This window comes from Pseudomonas turukhanskensis, assembly GCF_027922365.1.
Lineage (GTDB): Bacteria > Pseudomonadota > Gammaproteobacteria > Pseudomonadales > Pseudomonadaceae > Aquipseudomonas > Aquipseudomonas turukhanskensis.
On sequence record NZ_BSFN01000001.1, the window covers coordinates 225,605 to 242,087 of the forward strand.

19 protein-coding genes are annotated in these 16,483 nt (G+C 63.1%); 9 read left to right on the forward strand and 10 right to left on the reverse strand.

The window, feature by feature from the left end:
• Positions 1-26 precede the first annotated feature (26 nt).
• Positions 27-764, forward strand: coding sequence for a hypothetical protein (locus PKE98_RS01000; RefSeq protein WP_271193356.1), 738 nt, complete (start codon positions 27-29; stop codon positions 762-764).
• A 65-nt stretch (positions 765-829) separates the two neighbouring features.
• Here the strand turns inward: PKE98_RS01000 and PKE98_RS01005 are convergent, their stop codons facing one another.
• The 3 genes from PKE98_RS01005 to PKE98_RS01015 form a co-directional block, all read right to left on the reverse strand.
• Positions 830-1,456 carry a LysE family translocator gene (locus PKE98_RS01005; RefSeq protein WP_271193357.1) on the reverse strand — a complete coding sequence of 209 codons (627 nt, stop codon included), beginning with the start codon at positions 1,454-1,456 and terminating at the stop codon, positions 830-832.
• A 66-nt stretch (positions 1,457-1,522) separates the two neighbouring features.
• Entirely contained in the window at positions 1,523-2,323 is an 801-nt protein-coding gene (locus PKE98_RS01010) for a helix-turn-helix transcriptional regulator (RefSeq protein WP_271193358.1), read from the reverse strand.
• Positions 2,324-2,325: 2 nt separating this feature from the next.
• A complete protein-coding gene (locus PKE98_RS01015) occupies positions 2,326-3,183 on the reverse strand; it encodes an SDR family oxidoreductase (RefSeq protein WP_271193359.1) in 858 nt (285 codons plus the stop codon).
• A gap of 185 nt (positions 3,184-3,368) precedes the next feature.
• Between PKE98_RS01015 and exbB the strand changes: the two genes are divergently transcribed.
• The 6 genes from exbB to PKE98_RS01045 all read left to right on the forward strand — a co-directional run bounded on the left by exbB (position 3,369) and on the right by PKE98_RS01045 (position 10,231).
• On the forward strand, positions 3,369-4,451 hold the full coding sequence (exbB, locus tag PKE98_RS01020; RefSeq protein ID WP_271193360.1) for a tonB-system energizer ExbB: 1,083 nt from the start codon (positions 3,369-3,371) through the stop codon (positions 4,449-4,451).
• Position 4,452: 1 nt separating this feature from the next.
• Entirely contained in the window at positions 4,453-4,878 is a 426-nt protein-coding gene (gene exbD, locus PKE98_RS01025; protein WP_271193361.1) for a TonB system transport protein ExbD, read from the forward strand.
• Entirely contained in the window at positions 4,875-5,612 is a 738-nt protein-coding gene (locus PKE98_RS01030) for an energy transducer TonB family protein (RefSeq protein WP_271193362.1), read from the forward strand. The genes exbD and PKE98_RS01030 overlap by 4 nt, the downstream gene beginning before the upstream one ends.
• A 116-nt stretch (positions 5,613-5,728) precedes the next feature.
• On the forward strand, positions 5,729-6,655 hold the full coding sequence (locus PKE98_RS01035) for a hydrogen peroxide-inducible genes activator (protein WP_271193363.1): 927 nt from the start codon (positions 5,729-5,731) through the stop codon (positions 6,653-6,655).
• A 10-nt stretch (positions 6,656-6,665) separates the two neighbouring features.
• The gene (gene recG / locus PKE98_RS01040) at positions 6,666-8,741 is read left to right on the forward strand and encodes an ATP-dependent DNA helicase RecG (protein ID WP_271193364.1); all 2,076 of its coding nucleotides are present in this window, start codon (positions 6,666-6,668) and stop codon (positions 8,739-8,741) included.
• 89 nt (positions 8,742-8,830) lie between these two features.
• Positions 8,831-10,231, forward strand: a complete 1,401-nt coding sequence (locus tag PKE98_RS01045) for an aminoacyl-tRNA deacylase and HDOD domain-containing protein (protein ID WP_271193365.1) — start codon at positions 8,831-8,833, stop codon at positions 10,229-10,231.
• 134 nt (positions 10,232-10,365) lie between these two features.
• On the opposite strand, the gene PKE98_RS01050 is transcribed toward PKE98_RS01045, so the two are convergent.
• The 7 genes from PKE98_RS01050 to PKE98_RS01080 form a co-directional block, all read right to left on the reverse strand.
• Positions 10,366-11,106 (reverse strand): hypothetical protein, encoded by a 741-nt coding sequence (locus PKE98_RS01050; RefSeq protein WP_271193366.1) that lies wholly within the window; start codon positions 11,104-11,106, stop codon positions 10,366-10,368.
• Between the two features lie 79 nt (positions 11,107-11,185).
• Positions 11,186-11,581, reverse strand: coding sequence for an SCP2 sterol-binding domain-containing protein (locus PKE98_RS01055; RefSeq protein ID WP_271193367.1), 396 nt, complete (start codon positions 11,579-11,581; stop codon positions 11,186-11,188).
• 196 nt (positions 11,582-11,777) lie between these two features.
• A complete protein-coding gene (locus tag PKE98_RS01060) occupies positions 11,778-12,050 on the reverse strand; it encodes an HU family DNA-binding protein (RefSeq protein WP_108095210.1) in 273 nt (90 codons plus the stop codon).
• Positions 12,051-12,238: 188 nt separating this feature from the next.
• Positions 12,239-13,387 (reverse strand): NAD(P)/FAD-dependent oxidoreductase, encoded by a 1,149-nt coding sequence (locus PKE98_RS01065; protein WP_271193368.1) that lies wholly within the window; start codon positions 13,385-13,387, stop codon positions 12,239-12,241.
• A gap of 82 nt (positions 13,388-13,469) precedes the next feature.
• Positions 13,470-13,637, reverse strand: a complete 168-nt coding sequence (locus PKE98_RS01070) for a rubredoxin (RefSeq protein ID WP_271193369.1) — start codon at positions 13,635-13,637, stop codon at positions 13,470-13,472.
• 165 nt (positions 13,638-13,802) lie between these two features.
• Complete coding sequence (locus PKE98_RS01075) at positions 13,803-13,970, reverse strand: rubredoxin (RefSeq protein ID WP_108095207.1); 168 nt, start codon at positions 13,968-13,970, stop codon at positions 13,803-13,805.
• A 152-nt stretch (positions 13,971-14,122) separates the two neighbouring features.
• Positions 14,123-14,788 (reverse strand): glutathione S-transferase family protein, encoded by a 666-nt coding sequence (locus PKE98_RS01080; RefSeq protein WP_271193370.1) that lies wholly within the window; start codon positions 14,786-14,788, stop codon positions 14,123-14,125.
• Between the two features lie 108 nt (positions 14,789-14,896).
• Here PKE98_RS01080 and PKE98_RS01085 point away from each other — a divergent pair, with 108 nt between their 5' ends.
• Positions 14,897-15,445: a chorismate--pyruvate lyase family protein gene (locus PKE98_RS01085; RefSeq protein WP_271193371.1), complete on the forward strand. Its 549-nt coding sequence runs from the start codon at positions 14,897-14,899 to the stop codon at positions 15,443-15,445.
• Positions 15,446-15,492: 47 nt separating this feature from the next.
• Positions 15,493-16,383, forward strand: coding sequence for a 4-hydroxybenzoate octaprenyltransferase (gene ubiA, locus PKE98_RS01090; protein ID WP_271193372.1), 891 nt, complete (start codon positions 15,493-15,495; stop codon positions 16,381-16,383).
• Positions 16,384-16,483 lie beyond the last annotated feature (100 nt).

A 16,483-nucleotide genomic window follows, 5' to 3' on the forward strand; every position in this document is an offset into this window, starting at 1 on the left:
CCCGTACCTCAAGGAAGCAACCGGCCATGCGCATCGCCCTTGCCCTGCTGTTGATCACTGCCTTCCTCGGCGGCTGCAGCAGCCCCGCAAGCAAAGACCCGAACGGCACCTGGATCAACCAGGCCGCCATCGACGCCGCCTCCCAAGGCGGCAATCTGCGGGAGGCGTTGCTGGCCTACGGGCCGAATCTGGAGTGGACCATTGATGCCACGCGCCAGACCGCCAAAGTCAGCAATGGGTTTGAGCTCGACGAAGGCCAGCTCGTCGGTGAACCCGATGGCCAGTGGCGCGTCGACTTCTATGGCGACTACCACGAACAACTGAACGTCGAAAACAACCTGATGCGCCAGGCCGAAAGCAAGACCGGCCCCGAGCAGCGCTTTCAACGTTCCACCCTCAAACTGCCGCTGGGCGCACCGCCGGGCAGCAGCTTCGAACAAGCCCTGTACACCGCATACCTGGGCGGCACCTGGAAAATCACCAAGGGCCCCGGGGTAAAAGGTTTGGTGCTGTTCCACCCCGATGGTCAGGTAGAAGGCCTGCCCGGTGCCGATCGCTACGCCCTGTGCCTGGCCGGCGACTGCGCCGCCATGAGCGGCGAGAACGACAGCCTGTGGCTGCAACTGGGCAACAAAGGCAATGTCTGGCTGTTCAAGCGCGAAGGCGAGCGGCTGGAGATTTTCCAGGCCGTGAACCAGGCGCAGGTGGATGAAATGCCCGAGTACCTGCCGGGCGTAACCACATGGGTACTGGAAAAGAATTAACCGTAGGGTGTGCTCCGCGCACCGCTGCGATCTCCCCGATACCGCAACGGTGCGCGGAGCACACCCTACAAGAGCAACGCGGCGGCGATCAGTAGATAGGCGCCAAGCGCCAGCAACAACCCACCACACACTCGATCCAACACCACCACCTGCCGCTGCAACCACCGGCGCCAGCGCTCCACACTCAGCAGCCGCACCAGCGCCAGATCCCACACCAGCACCACCGCGCCCATCCACACCATGCACAACGCCAGGCCCCAGCCGGGCATCCCCGCACTGCGCAGCACGCCAAACAGGCCAGCGTAGAAAATCGGGCATTTAGGGTTCATCACGCTGGCCGCCAGGCCTTGGCCAAACCCAACCCACCAACGCCCGGCAATCGCCTCGCCTGCGTCCGGCAGCGTTAATTGCCGACGTCCGCTAAAGGCCTGCAGCCCCAGCCACACAAAATACGCACCACCTACACCCTGCAACGCCCGCCACACCCAGCCGCCTTCGGCCGGCAGCAGGCTTTGGGCCAACAGCACCAGCAGCATCACCAGCACATTGGCCACTGCGATACCGCAAGCGCAGCCGTCGGCCTGCTTGCGCCCTTGCAGCAACGCGGTGCGCAACAGCAGAAAGAAATCCGGCCCCGGCGATAACAACGCCGCAAAGTGGGTACTGGCCACCAGCAAAAACAGCGCAACCATAACAACCTCCGAATGAATTCGGCGGCCAGTCTGTGGGGCGATCAGGCGGCAGGTATTGGAAAAAACTCAGGTGCGCGCGGCATTGCGAAAGCGCCCGGGCGTTACGCCGGTGAAGCGTTTGAAGGTGCCGTTGAAGTGGGCCTGGTCGTAAAACCCCAGCCGCAAGGCAACGTCGCTCAAGGGCGCCTCGCCCAGCAGCAGGCGTTTGGCTTCGCGCACTCGCCGTTGCAGCAAGTACGTGTGTGGCGGCACGCCATAGGCGCGGCGAAAGGCTTCAATCAGGTGACGCGGATGGCGCTCGCCCACGCTCGCCAACTGGTCGAGGCTGACTGCTTCCTGGTAATGCGCCTCCAGGTATTCACGCAGCCGCGCCGTGCTGCCGCCATCGCGAGCCGCCGTCGGTAGCGCTCGCATACCGCCATGGCGGATAAACACCACCTCCAGCACGGCTAGCAGTTGGCTTTCCAATGCCAGCGCATCGTGCCGCTCGAACTCCAGCGCCAAGCCAGCCATCAACTGTGCCACCGCACCGTCATCGGCCGGGTTGAGCTGATTGAAGCCGCGCGGCAACTGCTTGCGCCCCAGCAGCGCCGGCAAGCGCGCCTCTTCCACGTAGAGCATGTGATAGACCAGCCGCGACGATATGGCGTGGCCGGTATGGGGTTCTTCCGGGTTCATCAGCGACAGGGTGCCGGCCGCCAACGCATGGCGCTCGCCGCGGCATTGGTAGCCCCCCACGCCGTGCACAATGGCGCCGATGGCAAAGGCATCGTGGCTATGGCGGCCAAACGGCTGCCCGGAGAAGTCGGCCTGAAATAGCTCGACCCCCGAGAGCCACGGCTGCACCAATAGCCGGTTGGCGTCCATATTCAGTCGCCCGCCAGTACCGCGGCGTAGCCTTCGCGATAGGTCGGGTAACGCGGCGCCCAGCCCAGGGCGCGGGCGCGGGCATTGCTGCAGCGCTTGCTACCGGAGCGACGCACCGTCGACTCCTCAGCCCACTCCGTCACGCCCATATAGTTGCGCAGCCAGCCCACCACCTCATCCAGCGGCGCCGGCGCATCGTCCACGCCGATATAAAGATCATCCAGCGCTGTGCCGGCGGCATCGGCCTGCAGCAGAAAGGCCAGCAACCCGGCGCAGTCATCGGCGTGCAGACGGTTGGCGTACAGCGGTGGCTCGCTGACTACCCGATAACCCATGCGCACTTGCTTGAGCAGCCACTCGCGGCCCGGCCCATAAATGCCGGTGAGGCGCACGATAGTGGCGGGAAACCCGCTACCCAGAGCCAAACGCTCCGCCTCGAGCATGATGCGCCCGGAGTAGCTGGTGGCCTCGGCGGGCGATTGCTCATCCACCCACACGCCACCATCCTGGGCGTACACACCGCTGCTGGAGACGAATATCACGCGCTTGGGCGCCTGGCCACGCTGCTTGAGCCAGTTCAGGGTATTCGCCAGGCCGTCGTAATAAGCGCGGCGATAACCCGCTTCGTCATGCTCGGTGGCGGCAGCGGCGTAGACCAGGTAATCCAGCGGCCCCTCGGGCCACTGTGCCGGGCAGTCCGCGGCAGTCAGGTCGCCCGCCACCGGCACAATGCCCTGCGGCAGCGCTGCGACTGAACGCCGCAAGCCATACACCTGCCACCCCGCTGCATGCAGCTGCTGGCCGAGACGGCTACCGACATCGCCGCATCCGGCAATCATCAGGGTGGGGGCAATGGACATGGGGTCACCTCGGGCAAAAGCGGCATTCTAGGCAGGCCGCAGGGAATAAGGGAAAGGCCGGTACAGCCGGATAACGTTACAGTATCACTTTCACAAACAAGAATAGTTTGCAATACTTGTTGCCCTTTTGCGCCAGGGCTCGTTTGGCCCCGGTCACCGCTCTTCCCATCTCAGGTCCGGCCAGCATGAATTTCAACGCCTACCGCGCTCAGCCCTCCCTTCTGCAGCCTCGCGCTCTGCTCGCTTGCGGCGCACTGCTGCTCAGCTTGATGTTGCCCGCCAGCAGCTTCGCTGAAGAAACCACCGCTCCAGCCGCCGCGCCGGCCGCCACCGCGCCTGCACCGGCAGATGCCACCGGCGCCGTGCCAGCCCCGCAAGGCGAAACCCCGGCCGCTGCCGCCCTGCGCGAAAAAATCGCCGCCCTGGGCCCGGACGCCACCCCTGAGCAGATCAGCACGGCGACCAAAGAAACCCTCGAAGCCAATGGCGCCTCGCCCGAAGAAGTGGCACAGGCCCTGGACACCTTGCAAAAAGCCAATGACCTGATCGCCGAAGACCAGGAAAACTTTGCCAGCGACCTGTCGCCCTGGGGCATGTACCAGAACGCCGACCATATCGTAAAAGCAGTGATGATCGGTCTGGCGCTGGCCTCGGTCATTACCTGGACCATCTGGATCGCCAAAGGCCTGGAGCTGCTCGGTGCCAAACGCCGCCTGCGCGCTGAACTGGCCCTGCTGAAACAGAGCCGCTCGCTGAAGGAAGCCTCGGACAAAGCCACCAAAGAAGGCAGTCTGTCCCATGTGTTGGTACACGACGCGCTCGAAGAAATGCGCCTGTCGGCCAACACCCGCGAGAAAGAAGGCATCAAGGAGCGCGTCAGCTTCCGCCTGGAGCGCCTGGTCGCCGCTTGTGGTCGTGAAATGAGCCAGGGCACCGGCGTACTCGCCACCATCGGTTCCACTGCGCCCTTCTTCGGCCTGTTCGGTACCGTGTGGGGCATCATGAACAGCTTTATCGGCATCGCCAAATCGCAGACCACCAACCTGGCCGTGGTCGCCCCCGGTATCGCCGAAGCCCTGCTGGCCACGGCCATGGGCCTGGTTGCAGCCATTCCTGCGGTGGTTATCTACAACGTCTTCGCCCGTTCCATCACCGGCTACAAAGCCCAGGTGGCGGACGCCTCGGCTCAGGTGCTGCTGCTGGTCAGCCGCGATCTGGACCACCTGCCGGCTGAACGCAGCCAGCCACACGCCGTTAAAGTGAGCTGACATGGGCCTGCACCTCAACGACGGCGGCGATGATCTGGTCGAATCCCACGAGATCAACGTAACGCCCTTTATCGACGTGATGCTCGTGCTGCTGATCATCTTTATGGTGGCCGCACCGCTCGCCACGGTAGACATCAAAGTCGACCTGCCGGCCTCCAGCGCCGAGCCCCAGCGCCGCCCCGACAAGCCGGTGTACCTGACCGTCAAAGAGGACAAGAGCCTCTACCTGGGCGACCAGCAGGTCACCAAAGAGCAGCTGGGCCAGGCCCTGGACCAACAGACCAAAGGCAAGAAGGACACCACGATCTTCTTCCGCGCCGACAAAGGTGTGGACTACGCCGATCTGATGGAGGCCATGAACAGCCTGCGTTCAGCCGGTTACCTCAAAGTGGGCCTCGTGGGCCTTGAGGCGGTCGGGCAGAAATGACCCTAACGCTGCGTAAAGCGTCGCGGTGGACGGTAAGTTGGCTGCTGGTGCTCGCCCTGCATATCGGTATCGGCCTGTGGGCCCTGTACTGGCATGCCGAGGCGATCCCGGTAGAAATGCCGCCGCCGGCGATGATGATCGAATTGCCGCCGATGCCGGAGGTGGTGCAGCCGCCGCCTGCGCCCGCACAAATCGTCGAGCCTCAGCCCGAGCCGGAACCGGAAGTGGTGATTGCGCCCAAGCCTGAGCTGGTACTGGAAAAACCCAAACCCAAGCCCAAGCCCAAGCCGAAACCCAAGCCGGTCGAGCCGCCCAAACCGCTTGAAAAACCGGTTGAACAAGCCACTCAGCCCGCGCCACCGGCTCCGCCGAGCCCTGCACCACCAGAGGCCAAAGCAGCCCCGCTGCCGCCAGGCAACCCGGGCGCGCAGGCCGACGAAAAAGCCAACTGGCTGGGCAAGGTCAAGGCGCACATGGACCCCAAACTGCACTACCCGCAAAACGAGCGCCGCAGCCGCACGGGCGTCGTTCAAGTGGTCGCGACGTTTGTGGTGGATGGCAAAGGCAAGATTCTGGACGCCACTATCACCGAATCCACCGCCCGCGCGGCCTTCAACAGTGATGTGTTGCGCCAGATCCGCCGTACCAGCCCAGTGCCGGCACCGCCTGAAACGTTGCTGGTAGGTGGGCAGATTTCGATCACCTACCCGCTCAACTTCACGCTCAAACAGTAACGTCGTACCGACAGCCGAGCCCTGTCGGTCTGTAACCAAGCCCGCAGTCATGCACTGCGGGTTGGTTCCATTGAATACAACCGCTATGCTTTGGCGCAAATCAATGGAATAACACTATGACCCTCACCGAACTGCGCTACATCGTCACCCTGGCACAAGAGCAGCATTTCGGGCGGGCGGCCGAGCGTTGCCATGTCAGCCAGCCCACCCTGTCGGTCGGCGTGAAAAAGCTTGAAGACGAGCTGGGCATACTGATTTTCGAGCGCAGCAAAAGCGCGGTACGTCTTACGCCGGTGGGCGAAGGCATCGTCACCCAGGCGCAAAAGGTGCTGGAGCAGGCCCAGGGCATTCGCGAACTGGCCCAGGCTGGCAAAAACCAGCTGGCCGCCCCGCTCAAGGTCGGCGCCATCTATACCGTCGGCCCGTACCTGTTCCCCCATCTGATTCCGCAGCTGCACCGCGTGGCGCCGCAGATGCCGCTATATATCGAAGAGAACTTCACCCACGTGCTGCGCGACAAACTGCGTAACGGCGAGCTCGACGCGATCATCATCGCCCTGCCGTTCCAGGAAGCCGACGTGCTCACCAAGGTCCTGTACGACGAGCCGTTCTACGTGTTGCTGCCATCTGGCCATGCCTGGACGGCCAAGAAAACCATCGACGCCGAACTGCTCAACGACAAGAGCCTGCTGCTGCTCGGTGAAGGCCACTGCTTCCGCGACCAGGTGCTGGAAGCCTGCCCCACCCTGCGCAAGGGCGGCGACGATCACGCCAAGCACACCACGGTGGAATCCAGCTCGCTGGAAACCATCCGCCATATGGTCGCCTCCGGCATGGGCATTTCCATCCTGCCGTTCTCGGCCGTGGACAGCCATCACTACGCCCCCGGCGTCTTTGAAGTGCGCCCGCTCACCCCGCCAGTGCCGTTCCGTACCGTGGCCATCGCCTGGCGCGCCAGCTTTCCACGCCCCAAAGCCATCGATGTGTTGGCCGACTCCATCCGCCTTTGCTCGGTGGCCAATCCGCTGCCCCAAATCGCTTAAGGCGTAGCGCATGACTGAATTGGCGGCGGTGCCGGTGACCGCGCTCAAAGGCGTGGGCGCGGCGCTGGAAGAAAAGCTCGCGCGCGTGGGCCTGGAAAACCTCCAGGATGTGCTGTTCCACCTTCCGCTGCGCTACCAGGACCGTACCCGCGTGGTGCCCATCGGCGCCTTGCGCCCAGGCCAGGATGCCGTGGTTGAAGGCGTGGTGGCCGGCGCCGACGTGCTGATGGGCAAGCGCCGCAGCCTGCTAGTGCGCCTGCAGGACGGCAGCGGCACGCTGAGCCTGCGCTTTTACCACTTCAGCCAGGCGCAGAAAGACGGCCTTAAACGCGGCACGCAATTGCGCTGCTACGGCGAAGCGCGCCCCGGCGCTTCGGGCCTGGAAATCTATCATCCTGAATACCGCGCGCTGACGGCCGATAGCGAGGGCGGCATCGAACAAACCCTGACGCCGATCTACCCGACCACCGAAGGCCTCACCCAGCAGCGCCTGCGCCAACTCAGCGAACAGGCCCTGGCCCGCCTCGGCCCCCACAGCCTGCCCGACTGGCTGCCGGAAGAATTGGCCCGCGACTACCACTTGAGCCCGCTGGACGAAGCCATCCGCTACCTGCACCGGCCGCCGCCCGATGCCGACCTGGAAGAACTCGCCGAAGGCCGTCACTGGGCTCAGCACCGTCTGGCCTTTGAAGAGCTGCTCACCCACCAGCTCTCGTTGCAACGCCTGCGCGAAAGCCTGCGCGCGCAAGAAGCGCCACAACTGCCGAAGGCTAAAAAGCTGCCGGCCAAATTTCTGAAGAACTTAGGCTTCGCCCCCACTGGCGCGCAGCAACGCGTGGGTGCTGAAATCGCCTATGACCTCAGCCAGCCCGAGCCGATGCTGCGCCTGGTACAGGGCGATGTGGGGGCGGGCAAAACCGTGGTTGCCGCGCTGGCTGCGTTACAGGCGTTGGAAGCGGGTTATCAGGTGGCACTGATGGCGCCCACCGAGATTCTCGCCGAGCAGCACTTCATCAACTTCAAGCGCTGGCTTGAGCCGCTGGGGTTCGATGTCGCCTGGCTGGCCGGCAAACTCAAAGGCAAGGCGCGCACCGCCGCGCTGGAGCAGATCGCCGGCGGCGCGCCGATGGTGGTGGGCACCCATGCGTTGTTTCAGGATGAAGTGCAGTTCAAACGCCTGGCCTTGGTGGTGATCGACGAACAGCACCGCTTCGGCGTGCAACAGCGCCTGGCGCTGCGCAAGAAAGGCGTGGAAGGCCGCATGTGCCCGCACCAGTTGATCATGACCGCTACGCCGATTCCACGCACCCTGGCCATGAGCGCCTACGCCGACCTGGACACCTCGATCCTCGACGAACTGCCGCCCGGCCGGACGCCGGTGAACACCGTGCTGGTGGCCGACAGCCGCCGCTTCGAAGTAATCGAGCGCGTACGCTCGGCCTGCCATGAAGGTCGGCAGGCGTACTGGGTGTGCACGCTGATTGAAGAGTCTGAAGAACTCACCTGCCAGGCCGCCGAAACCACTTACGAAGACCTGTCGGCGGCGCTGGGCGGGCTTAACGTTGGCTTGATTCATGGCCGTATGAAGCCAGCGGAAAAAGCCGCGGTGATGCAGCAATTCAAGGAAGGCGCGCTGCAGTTGCTGGTGGCGACCACGGTGATCGAAGTAGGCGTCGACGTGCCCAACTCCAGCCTGATGATTATCGAAAACCCCGAGCGCCTGGGCCTGGCGCAATTGCACCAACTGCGCGGCCGCGTGGGCCGAGGCAGCGCCGCCAGCCATTGCGTGCTGCTCTATCACCCGCCGCTGTCGCAGCTAGGCCGTGAACGCCTGGGCATCATGCGCGAGACCAGCGATGGCTTTGTAATTGCCGAAAAAGATCTGGAGCTACGCGGCCCAGGTGAGATGCTCGGCACCCGGCAAACCGGCTTGCTGCAATTCAAGGTGGCAGACCTCATGCGCGACGCCGACCTGTTGCCCGCTGTGCGTGATGCGGCGCAGGCGCTGCTGGCGCGCTGGCCTCAGCATGTAAGCCCGTTGCTCGAGCGCTGGCTGCGCCACGGCCAGCAATACGGACAAGTGTGACGCGCCTCACAAACGCCCGTCGGGTGACCGGTCAGTCATAATGCCGGCTGGTTATACTCGGGCCAAACCTTCGCACCGGACGCACGCTCATGACGGAAGTAGCCCTCGCCACCGATACCTCGCCACAACCGCCGACGGTGATTCTGCAGTTACTCGACAAGCTCAGCGTTCCCTACCAGGTTTGCTACGAACAACCCAAGTTGGCCCTGGCCCAGCGCGTACAGGCCGTACTGCTGGATGACGCCATCGGCGCCCTGCTGGTGCTCTACCCCCACAGCCAACTGCTGGACCTCAACCGCCTCGCCGAACTGACCGGCCGCAAACTCGCTGCGGTAAAACCCGAACGCCAGGAACGCATGCTCGCCAAGCACAGCCTCACCCTGCTGCCGGCTTTGCCACCGTTGACCAGCTCGCCGTGCCTGTATGACGAACAACTGCTGTTGGCGCCGACCCTGGTGATCGAATCCGGCCAGGCCGGCGTGTTGTTGGAAATCCCCCGTGATGCGTACAAAACCCTGCTCGGCAAAGCCAGCGCTGCACGCTTTGGCGAGCCGCTGAGCGGCATTCGCCCGAACCTCGATCGCCCGGATGACGACCGCGCGGAAATCACCCAGGCCGTGCAAGCGTTCACCGCGCGCCGCATTCAGCAGCGCCTGGAAGAAACCATCGAAATCCCGCCGCTGCCGGAAACTGCGCAGAAGATCATCAAACTGCGCGTCGACCCCGATGCCACCGTCGATGACATCACCGGCGTGGTGGAAACCGACCCGGCCCTGGCCGCACAAGTGGTGAGCTGGGCGGCATCGCCGTACTACGCCGCGCCCGGCAAGATCCGCTCGGTAGAAGACGCCATCGTGCGGGTACTGGGCTTCGACTTGGTGATCAACCTGGCCCTGGGCCTGGCGCTGGGTAAAACCCTGGCCCTGCCCAAAGACCAACCGCAACAGGCCACTCCGTACTGGCACCAGGCGATCTACACCGCCGCCGTGATCGAAGGCCTGACCCGCGCCATGCCGCGCGCGCAGCGTCCGGAAGCCGGCCTGACGTACCTCGCCGGGCTGCTGCACAACTTCGGTTATCTGGTGCTGGCTCATGTGTTCCCACCGCACTTCTCCCTGATCTGCCGCCACCTGGAAGTGAATCCGCACCTGGACCACAGCTATATCGAGCAGCACCTGCTGGGTATCACCCGCGAGCAAATCGGTTCGTGGCTGATGCGCTTCTGGGACATGCCCGACGAGCTGGCCACCGCGCTGCGTTTCCAGCACGACCCGGACTACGAAGGCGCCCATTCGGCCTACCCAAATCTGGTGTGCCTGGCGGTGCGCTTGCTGCGCAACCGTGGCATCGGCTCCGGCCCGCAGACCGAGATTCCGCAAGCGCTGTTCGACCGTCTCGGCATCTCCCGCGAGAAAGCCAACGACGCGATCAACAAGGTGCTGGAAGCAGAAACGGCCCTGCGCGAACTGGCGTCGCAGTTCCACGCCTGATTGCTGGTTGCACTAAAAAGGCGCCTCACGGCGCCTTTTCTTTTGCTGGTGCAGGGTGTGCTGTGTGCAACGTTGCGATCAGCCCTAAGCGCGTGGTGCGCGGACCGAACGCGGACCGGCACACCCTACAAAACCTATTTAAGAGCAGCGCGGCGATCGGCAAATACGGCGGGCAACTCCTTCACCGCCGCCGTCAGCAACTGATTCACCGGGGCCTGTTCATACAGCGCGGCATAGTCGGTCAACTCGCCACTGGGCATCTGCCGGTAGGCGTAGAGCATAAAAGACTCCACCGCCTTCGCGCTGGAGTCGCGCAGCGGCTCCACTTGTTTGGCCGTGGCGCTCGCCAGTTTCTCTTCACTGAGGTCCTGCCCTTTGGCCCGCAGCGCCAGCAGGGCCTGGGTCTTGCCCACTTCGTAACGCAGCAATGTAGCCAATTCGGTGGTGTGCGCGGCCTTGTCCAGACGGCGCACCAGCGCTATCCGGTCGGCGCGCGGCGGTTTACTGCTCAGTTGCTCACGGTAGGTGGCCAAACCCGTGCCGCCGTCGCCTTCACCCACGCCACGCTCGGCCACGGTAAAGCGCTCGGCCAAGGGGCTTTCCAGCACCTTGGTGGCCTGCTCGACCTGCTCGGCCGTCAGCTTCGGCGCCAGCCGTTTGCCCAGGTCGGCGCACAGGGCGTCGGCGCTGAATGCCTTCGCCACTTTCTTCTGTTGAGCCTCGGCCAGGCCCTGCTGAATCAGCGGGCCGCTCTGCTCACATAACAGGCGAATGCCGGCGAGTTCAAAGACGTGCTCAAACGCGGCGGGTTTGCTTGGTTCGGCCAACGCTTGCGAGGTCAGAAAAACCAGGGAAACAACGAGAGGAAGACGCATGGCTGGGATTCCAAAAAGACTCATCCCAGCCTAGCGGAAGCGCGGTGCAGCCACCAGCGGCCACACCACGCAGCGCGAACTAGGCAGCTTTCTTGTCAGCGGCTTTTTTCTTCTTGGGCATGATGTATTTGGTCAGGCCCTGGAACCAGATCACCAGTGCCGGGTTGCCCTGAATCTGGATGTCCTTGTTCTGAATGCCCTGCATAAACGCCAGCTGCTTGTTCTTGGCGTTCATGGTGGCAAACCCGTAATCGGCATCTTTGAAGCCCAGGGCAAAGTCCGGCTGGGTGGCGGTGCCACGCTTGCTGGTCAGGCGCTGGTTTTTGACGATGAAGTGACGAGCAACCTTGCCGTCGAGGGTGTGCAGTTGGAACACCAGATCACGGCCTTCGAGTTGCTGCTGAAACTGGGGATTGGTCTGACTGGCCTTGGCCATCATGCGGCCCAGCATCCAGAGGAGAAAACGAAATTTCATGCGCGCTGGCCTCACCTAACAATGGGAACGGCTGATTGGATAGCGGCGCATTGTAGCGGGATATGGAGAGGACTACAGCCAGTCTTTAGCTAGGTTTTTGCGGGGATTTGTAGCGATTGTGCAGCGAACGGCGGGATTGTCCGACACGTTGCGCAGTTGTGCGCCCGGAGCCATTTCAGCCCCGGGCGTACGCGGCTCAGTTCACGGCGTCTTTCAGGGATTTACCTGGTTTGAACGCAACCGTGTTGCTGGCTTTGATTTTTACCGGCTCGCCGGTTTGTGGGTTTTTGCCGGTACGGGCACCACGGTGACGCTGTACGAACGTGCCGAAGCCCACCAGCGTTACGCTGTCCTTGCGGTTCAGGGCGGAAGTGATTTCTTCCAGCACAGCGTTGAGTACACGATTGGCTTGATCTTTAGTCAGATCAGCATGCTCCGCGATGGCCGCGGCTAGTTCCGGTTTACGCATAAAAAAGCCCCTTAGACGGTTTTTTGTTTTTGTGTCCGTGCTGCCAACCAGCAGCGCTATAAGGCGCCGCAACAGCTCTGCGCTGCGGCAGACCCGGGGGAGAATGGCACGCTCCAGAGAGGCGCGCCAGTCGTGCGCAGCAGTTTTACCGGGCAACTTCGTGATTTATCCGACAGAACGGATGCCATTCACGCCAAAAGCGCAGGAAGCTCCTTATTGAGCGCTAATTTATCCTGCACGGCCGTTCCGGTGAGGGCGTAGCCCAGCAGCCGGCCATCTGCATCGCGGCACAGCGCCTTGATATCGGCGCCGCTGCCTTCTACCTGCCATTCACCATTGGTGCCACGCGGCGGCGGCGAGACCACCACAGGGCACGCCGGGGTTTTAACCTGCACCGGCATGGCGCCATAGGTGACAGCGGTCGGGTTGCCGGCCAGGGTTTGCGCCAGGGCGCGGGCGCAGGTCATCAGCGGCATTACGTAGAGCAGGTTGAGGCCATCGACTTCAGCACAGTCGCCCAAGGCAAAGATATTGGCGTGGGAGGTACGCAGCTGGCGGTCCACCACCACGCCGCGGTTGATGGTCAGGCCGGCGGCGGAGGCCAGATCGGTGCGCGGGCGCAAGCCGACCGCCGACACCACCACATCGCACTTCACCACATCGCCGTCGGACAGGTGCGCTTGCAACCCATCAGCGCTGCGTTGCAGGCTGGCCAATACCGGCCCCAAGTGGAAACGCGCACCCAAGCCCTCCAGACCGGCCTGTACCGCAGCGGCAGCAGCCGGGTGCAGCAAGCCCGGCATCACCTGCTCGCACGGCGCCACCAACTCGACGCTGTAGCCGCCGGCCGAGAGGTCATTGGCAAATTCACAGCCAATAAGGCCGGCACCCAGCACCAGCACGCGCTTTTTGCCGTTGGCGGCGGCACGAAAACGCGCGTAATCCTCCAGATCATTGATCGGGAATACCGCATCAGCGCCGTCGCCTTCGACCGGCACCCGAATGGTTTCAGCGCCCCAGGCCAGCACCAGATCGCGGTACTCAACCGCCTCTTCACCGATCCACAAACGCTTGTGGCCAGGATCGATGCCGGTGATGCGGGTATGGGTGCGGATCTCGGCCTTGAGCTGGTCGGCCATGGCGCCGGGTTCGGCCATGCTCAGGCCATCGGCGTCCTTGTTCTTGCCAAAGCCGGTGGACAGCATCGGCTTGGAATAGGAGCGGCCGTCGTCGGCGGTTATCAGCAGCAGCGGGGTCTGGGCATCGAGTTTGCGAAACTCCTTGGCCACGTTGTAACCGGCCAGGCCGGTGCCGATGATCACCACGGGTGCAGACATGACTCACTCCTGAAAACGTACAGAGGCCGGCGCCAGAGAGCGCTGCCGAAGAATTGGAATTAGCGAATTACTTATGGCTGAATCAGCCGATTTCGATCATCTCGAAATCCAGTTTGCCGACGCCGCAGTCCGGGCACAGCCAGTCTTCCGGCACATCTTCCCAGCGCGTTCCGGGAGCGATGCCGTCGTCCGGCCAGCCCAGCGCTTCGTCATAGATAAAGCCACACACCACACATTGCCATTTGCGCATCACGGTTCACCCCTGGGGGCCAAATGTGCCAGCGACCCTACCGCAATTGCCTGGCAAGGCCAATAACCCAAGGCGTCAGCCAGCCCATGGTTTGGCGTGTATGGCCGGATGCAGAAACGACAACGGCGACCCGAGGGTCGCCGTTGGTAAATACCTACGCGTGAATCAAGCGATTTCGATCATCTCGAAATCCAGCTTGCCAACGCCGCAGTCCGGGCACAGCCAGTCTTCCGGCACGTCTTGCCAGAGGGTGCCGGCGGCGATGCCTTCATCCGGCCAACCCAGGCTTTCGTCGTAAATCAGGCCACAGACCACACATTGCCACTTTTTCATTTTGCTACTACCTCAATTCTTCAGGCTGCTCATCAGGCTACTGGGCACAGCGGTCGATGATTGAAAATGCCGCCAGGCTCCCCCGGCTTTGTACTGATCGAAGCGTTGGTAATCAAGCACCTTCCGGCACTTCCGTGCTTTAGCTGGGTGCTTTACGCGTAAGCGTACTCACCTCCGCGCTCCAAAGCCCGCTGATAAGCGGGACGAGCATGGATACGGTCGAGAAAGGCCTTTAGCTTCGGCCGGCTGGCATCCAGGCCGGCGCGCGAGGCGGCGGCCTCCAACGGAAAACTCATCTGAATATCGGCAGCACTGAAGGTATCGCCGGCAAACCACTCGCTTTTGTTCAGCTCAGCTTCAAGGTAGTCGAGGGTCTGGCGCAGCTGCGGGTTGATATAGGTGCCCTTCATCTTGCTGGAGATGCCACGGGCGATGGGTTTGATAAAGAACGGCATCGGCGCCCGCTCAAGCGTATCGAACACCAGCTTGAGCAACAGCGGCGGCATGGCCGAGCCTTCGGCAAAATGCAGCCAATAGGTGCAGCGCAAGCGTTCGGGCGAACCCTCGGCGGGCAGCAGGTGCGGGCCGTAGCGGCCGGCGAGGTATTCGATGATGGCGCCGGATTCAGCCAGGGTCAGGTCGCCATCGGTGATCACCGGCGATTTGCCCAAGGGGTGCACGGCGCGCAGCTCGGGCGGCGCCAGCATGGTCTTGGGGTCGCGCTGGTAGCGCTTGATCTCGTACTCGGCGCCGACTTCTTCCAGCAACCAGAGAATGCGCTGCGAGCGCGAGTTGTTCAGGTGGTGAACGGTGATCATGGGGCGCTCCGTGGAGGTTGTTATCAACTGTCCGGACGTTAGCGCGCCACGGGCAAAAAGGCCAAACATGCTAAGCTCGCCGCCCCGTTCGCCGCCGATGTCTTTGCCGTGCCGCACGCCTCTTTCGCCGATACCGCTACCTGGCTCACCGCCGCCGAGCTGCAACCCGCGCCGTCTGAAACGCTGCTCGACTGGTTGTTCGATGACGGCTCGCTGACTCGCCGCCTCATCGCCCTGTCCAACGACGCCTTCAGCGTCACGCCCCTTAACGAAAGCTGGCAGACCTTGCGCAGCGACGAATGCCAGGCGCTGAACGTGCGTGAAGGCAGCGTCGGCTGGGTGCGCGAAGTGTTTTTGCGTGGCCATGGCCAGCCTTGGGTATTTGCCCGCAGCGTGGCAACGCGCAGCCAGTTGATCGACTCCGACCTGCATATGGACGAACTGGGCAGCCGCTCGCTGGGCGAACTGCTGTTCAGCGACCAGGCCTTTAGCCGTGGCTCGATGCAGGTGTGCCGTTATCCACAGCACTGGCTGCCGACCGAGGTCAGCGCCGCCGAGCTGTGGGCGCGTCGTTCCTGCTTTAGCCGCGATGGCTTGAGCGTGCTGGTGGCTGAAGTATTTTTGCCGCCTCTGTGGACCGCCGCCGGCGCCCTATAATCGCCCCATTCGCCTAGCCCGCCTCCTGCCAGAAGGAACCGCGCTCGATGTACATCCGCCTGCTGCAATCGCTCAACCGCATTCACCCGCGCGCCTTCGACTTTATCCAGTTGATGCGCCTGGAGCGCCCCATCGGTATTTACCTGCTGTTGTGGCCGACGCTGTGGGCACTGTGGATTGCCGCCAAGGGCGTGCCGTCACTGGGCAATCTGCTGATCTTCGTGCTCGGCGTGATTCTGATGCGCTCGGCCGGCTGCGTGATCAACGACTACGCCGACCGCAACTTCGACGGCCACGTGGCCCGCACCAAGGGCCGGCCGCTGGCCACCGGCAAGGTCAGCCCGAAAGAGGCGTTGATTCTGTTCGCCGTACTGGTGGCGCTGAGTTTTATTCTGGTGCTGTTCACCAACCTCACCACCATCCTGATGTCATTCGGCGCCCTGGCGATTGCCGCCACCTACCCCTTTATGAAGCGCTTTACCTTCTACCCGCAGGTGGTACTGGGCGCGGCCTTTTCTTGGGGCATGCCGATGGCCTTTACCGCGCAAACCGGTGAAGTACCGCCCGCCGCCTGGCTGCTGTTTCTCGCCAACATCGTGTGGACCGTCGGCTACGACACGTATTACGCCATGGCCGACCGCGAAGACGATCTGAAGATCGGGGTAAAATCCACCGCCATCCTCTTTGGCGACGCCGACCGGGTGATCATCCTTACCCTGCAAGGCATCGCCCTGCTCTGCCTGGCCCTGGCCGGTGCGCGTTTTGCGATGGGCATCTGGTTCCTGCTCGGCCTGTTGGTGGCCGCGGGCTGCTTTGCCTGGGAGTTCTGGAGCACCCGCCATCGCGAGCCGCAGGTGTGCCTGGCCGCGTTCCTTCACAACCATTGGGCGGGGTTGGCGATTCTGCTGGGTATTGCGCTGGACTTCGCGGTTCGCTGAGGCATTGCGTCGGTGTAGCGGCGGATATCGCCAATGGCGATATTGGCCTTCGGTCGCGAACCAGGGTGGCAACGCGGGAAGTAGCGCAATGTTCTGTCAC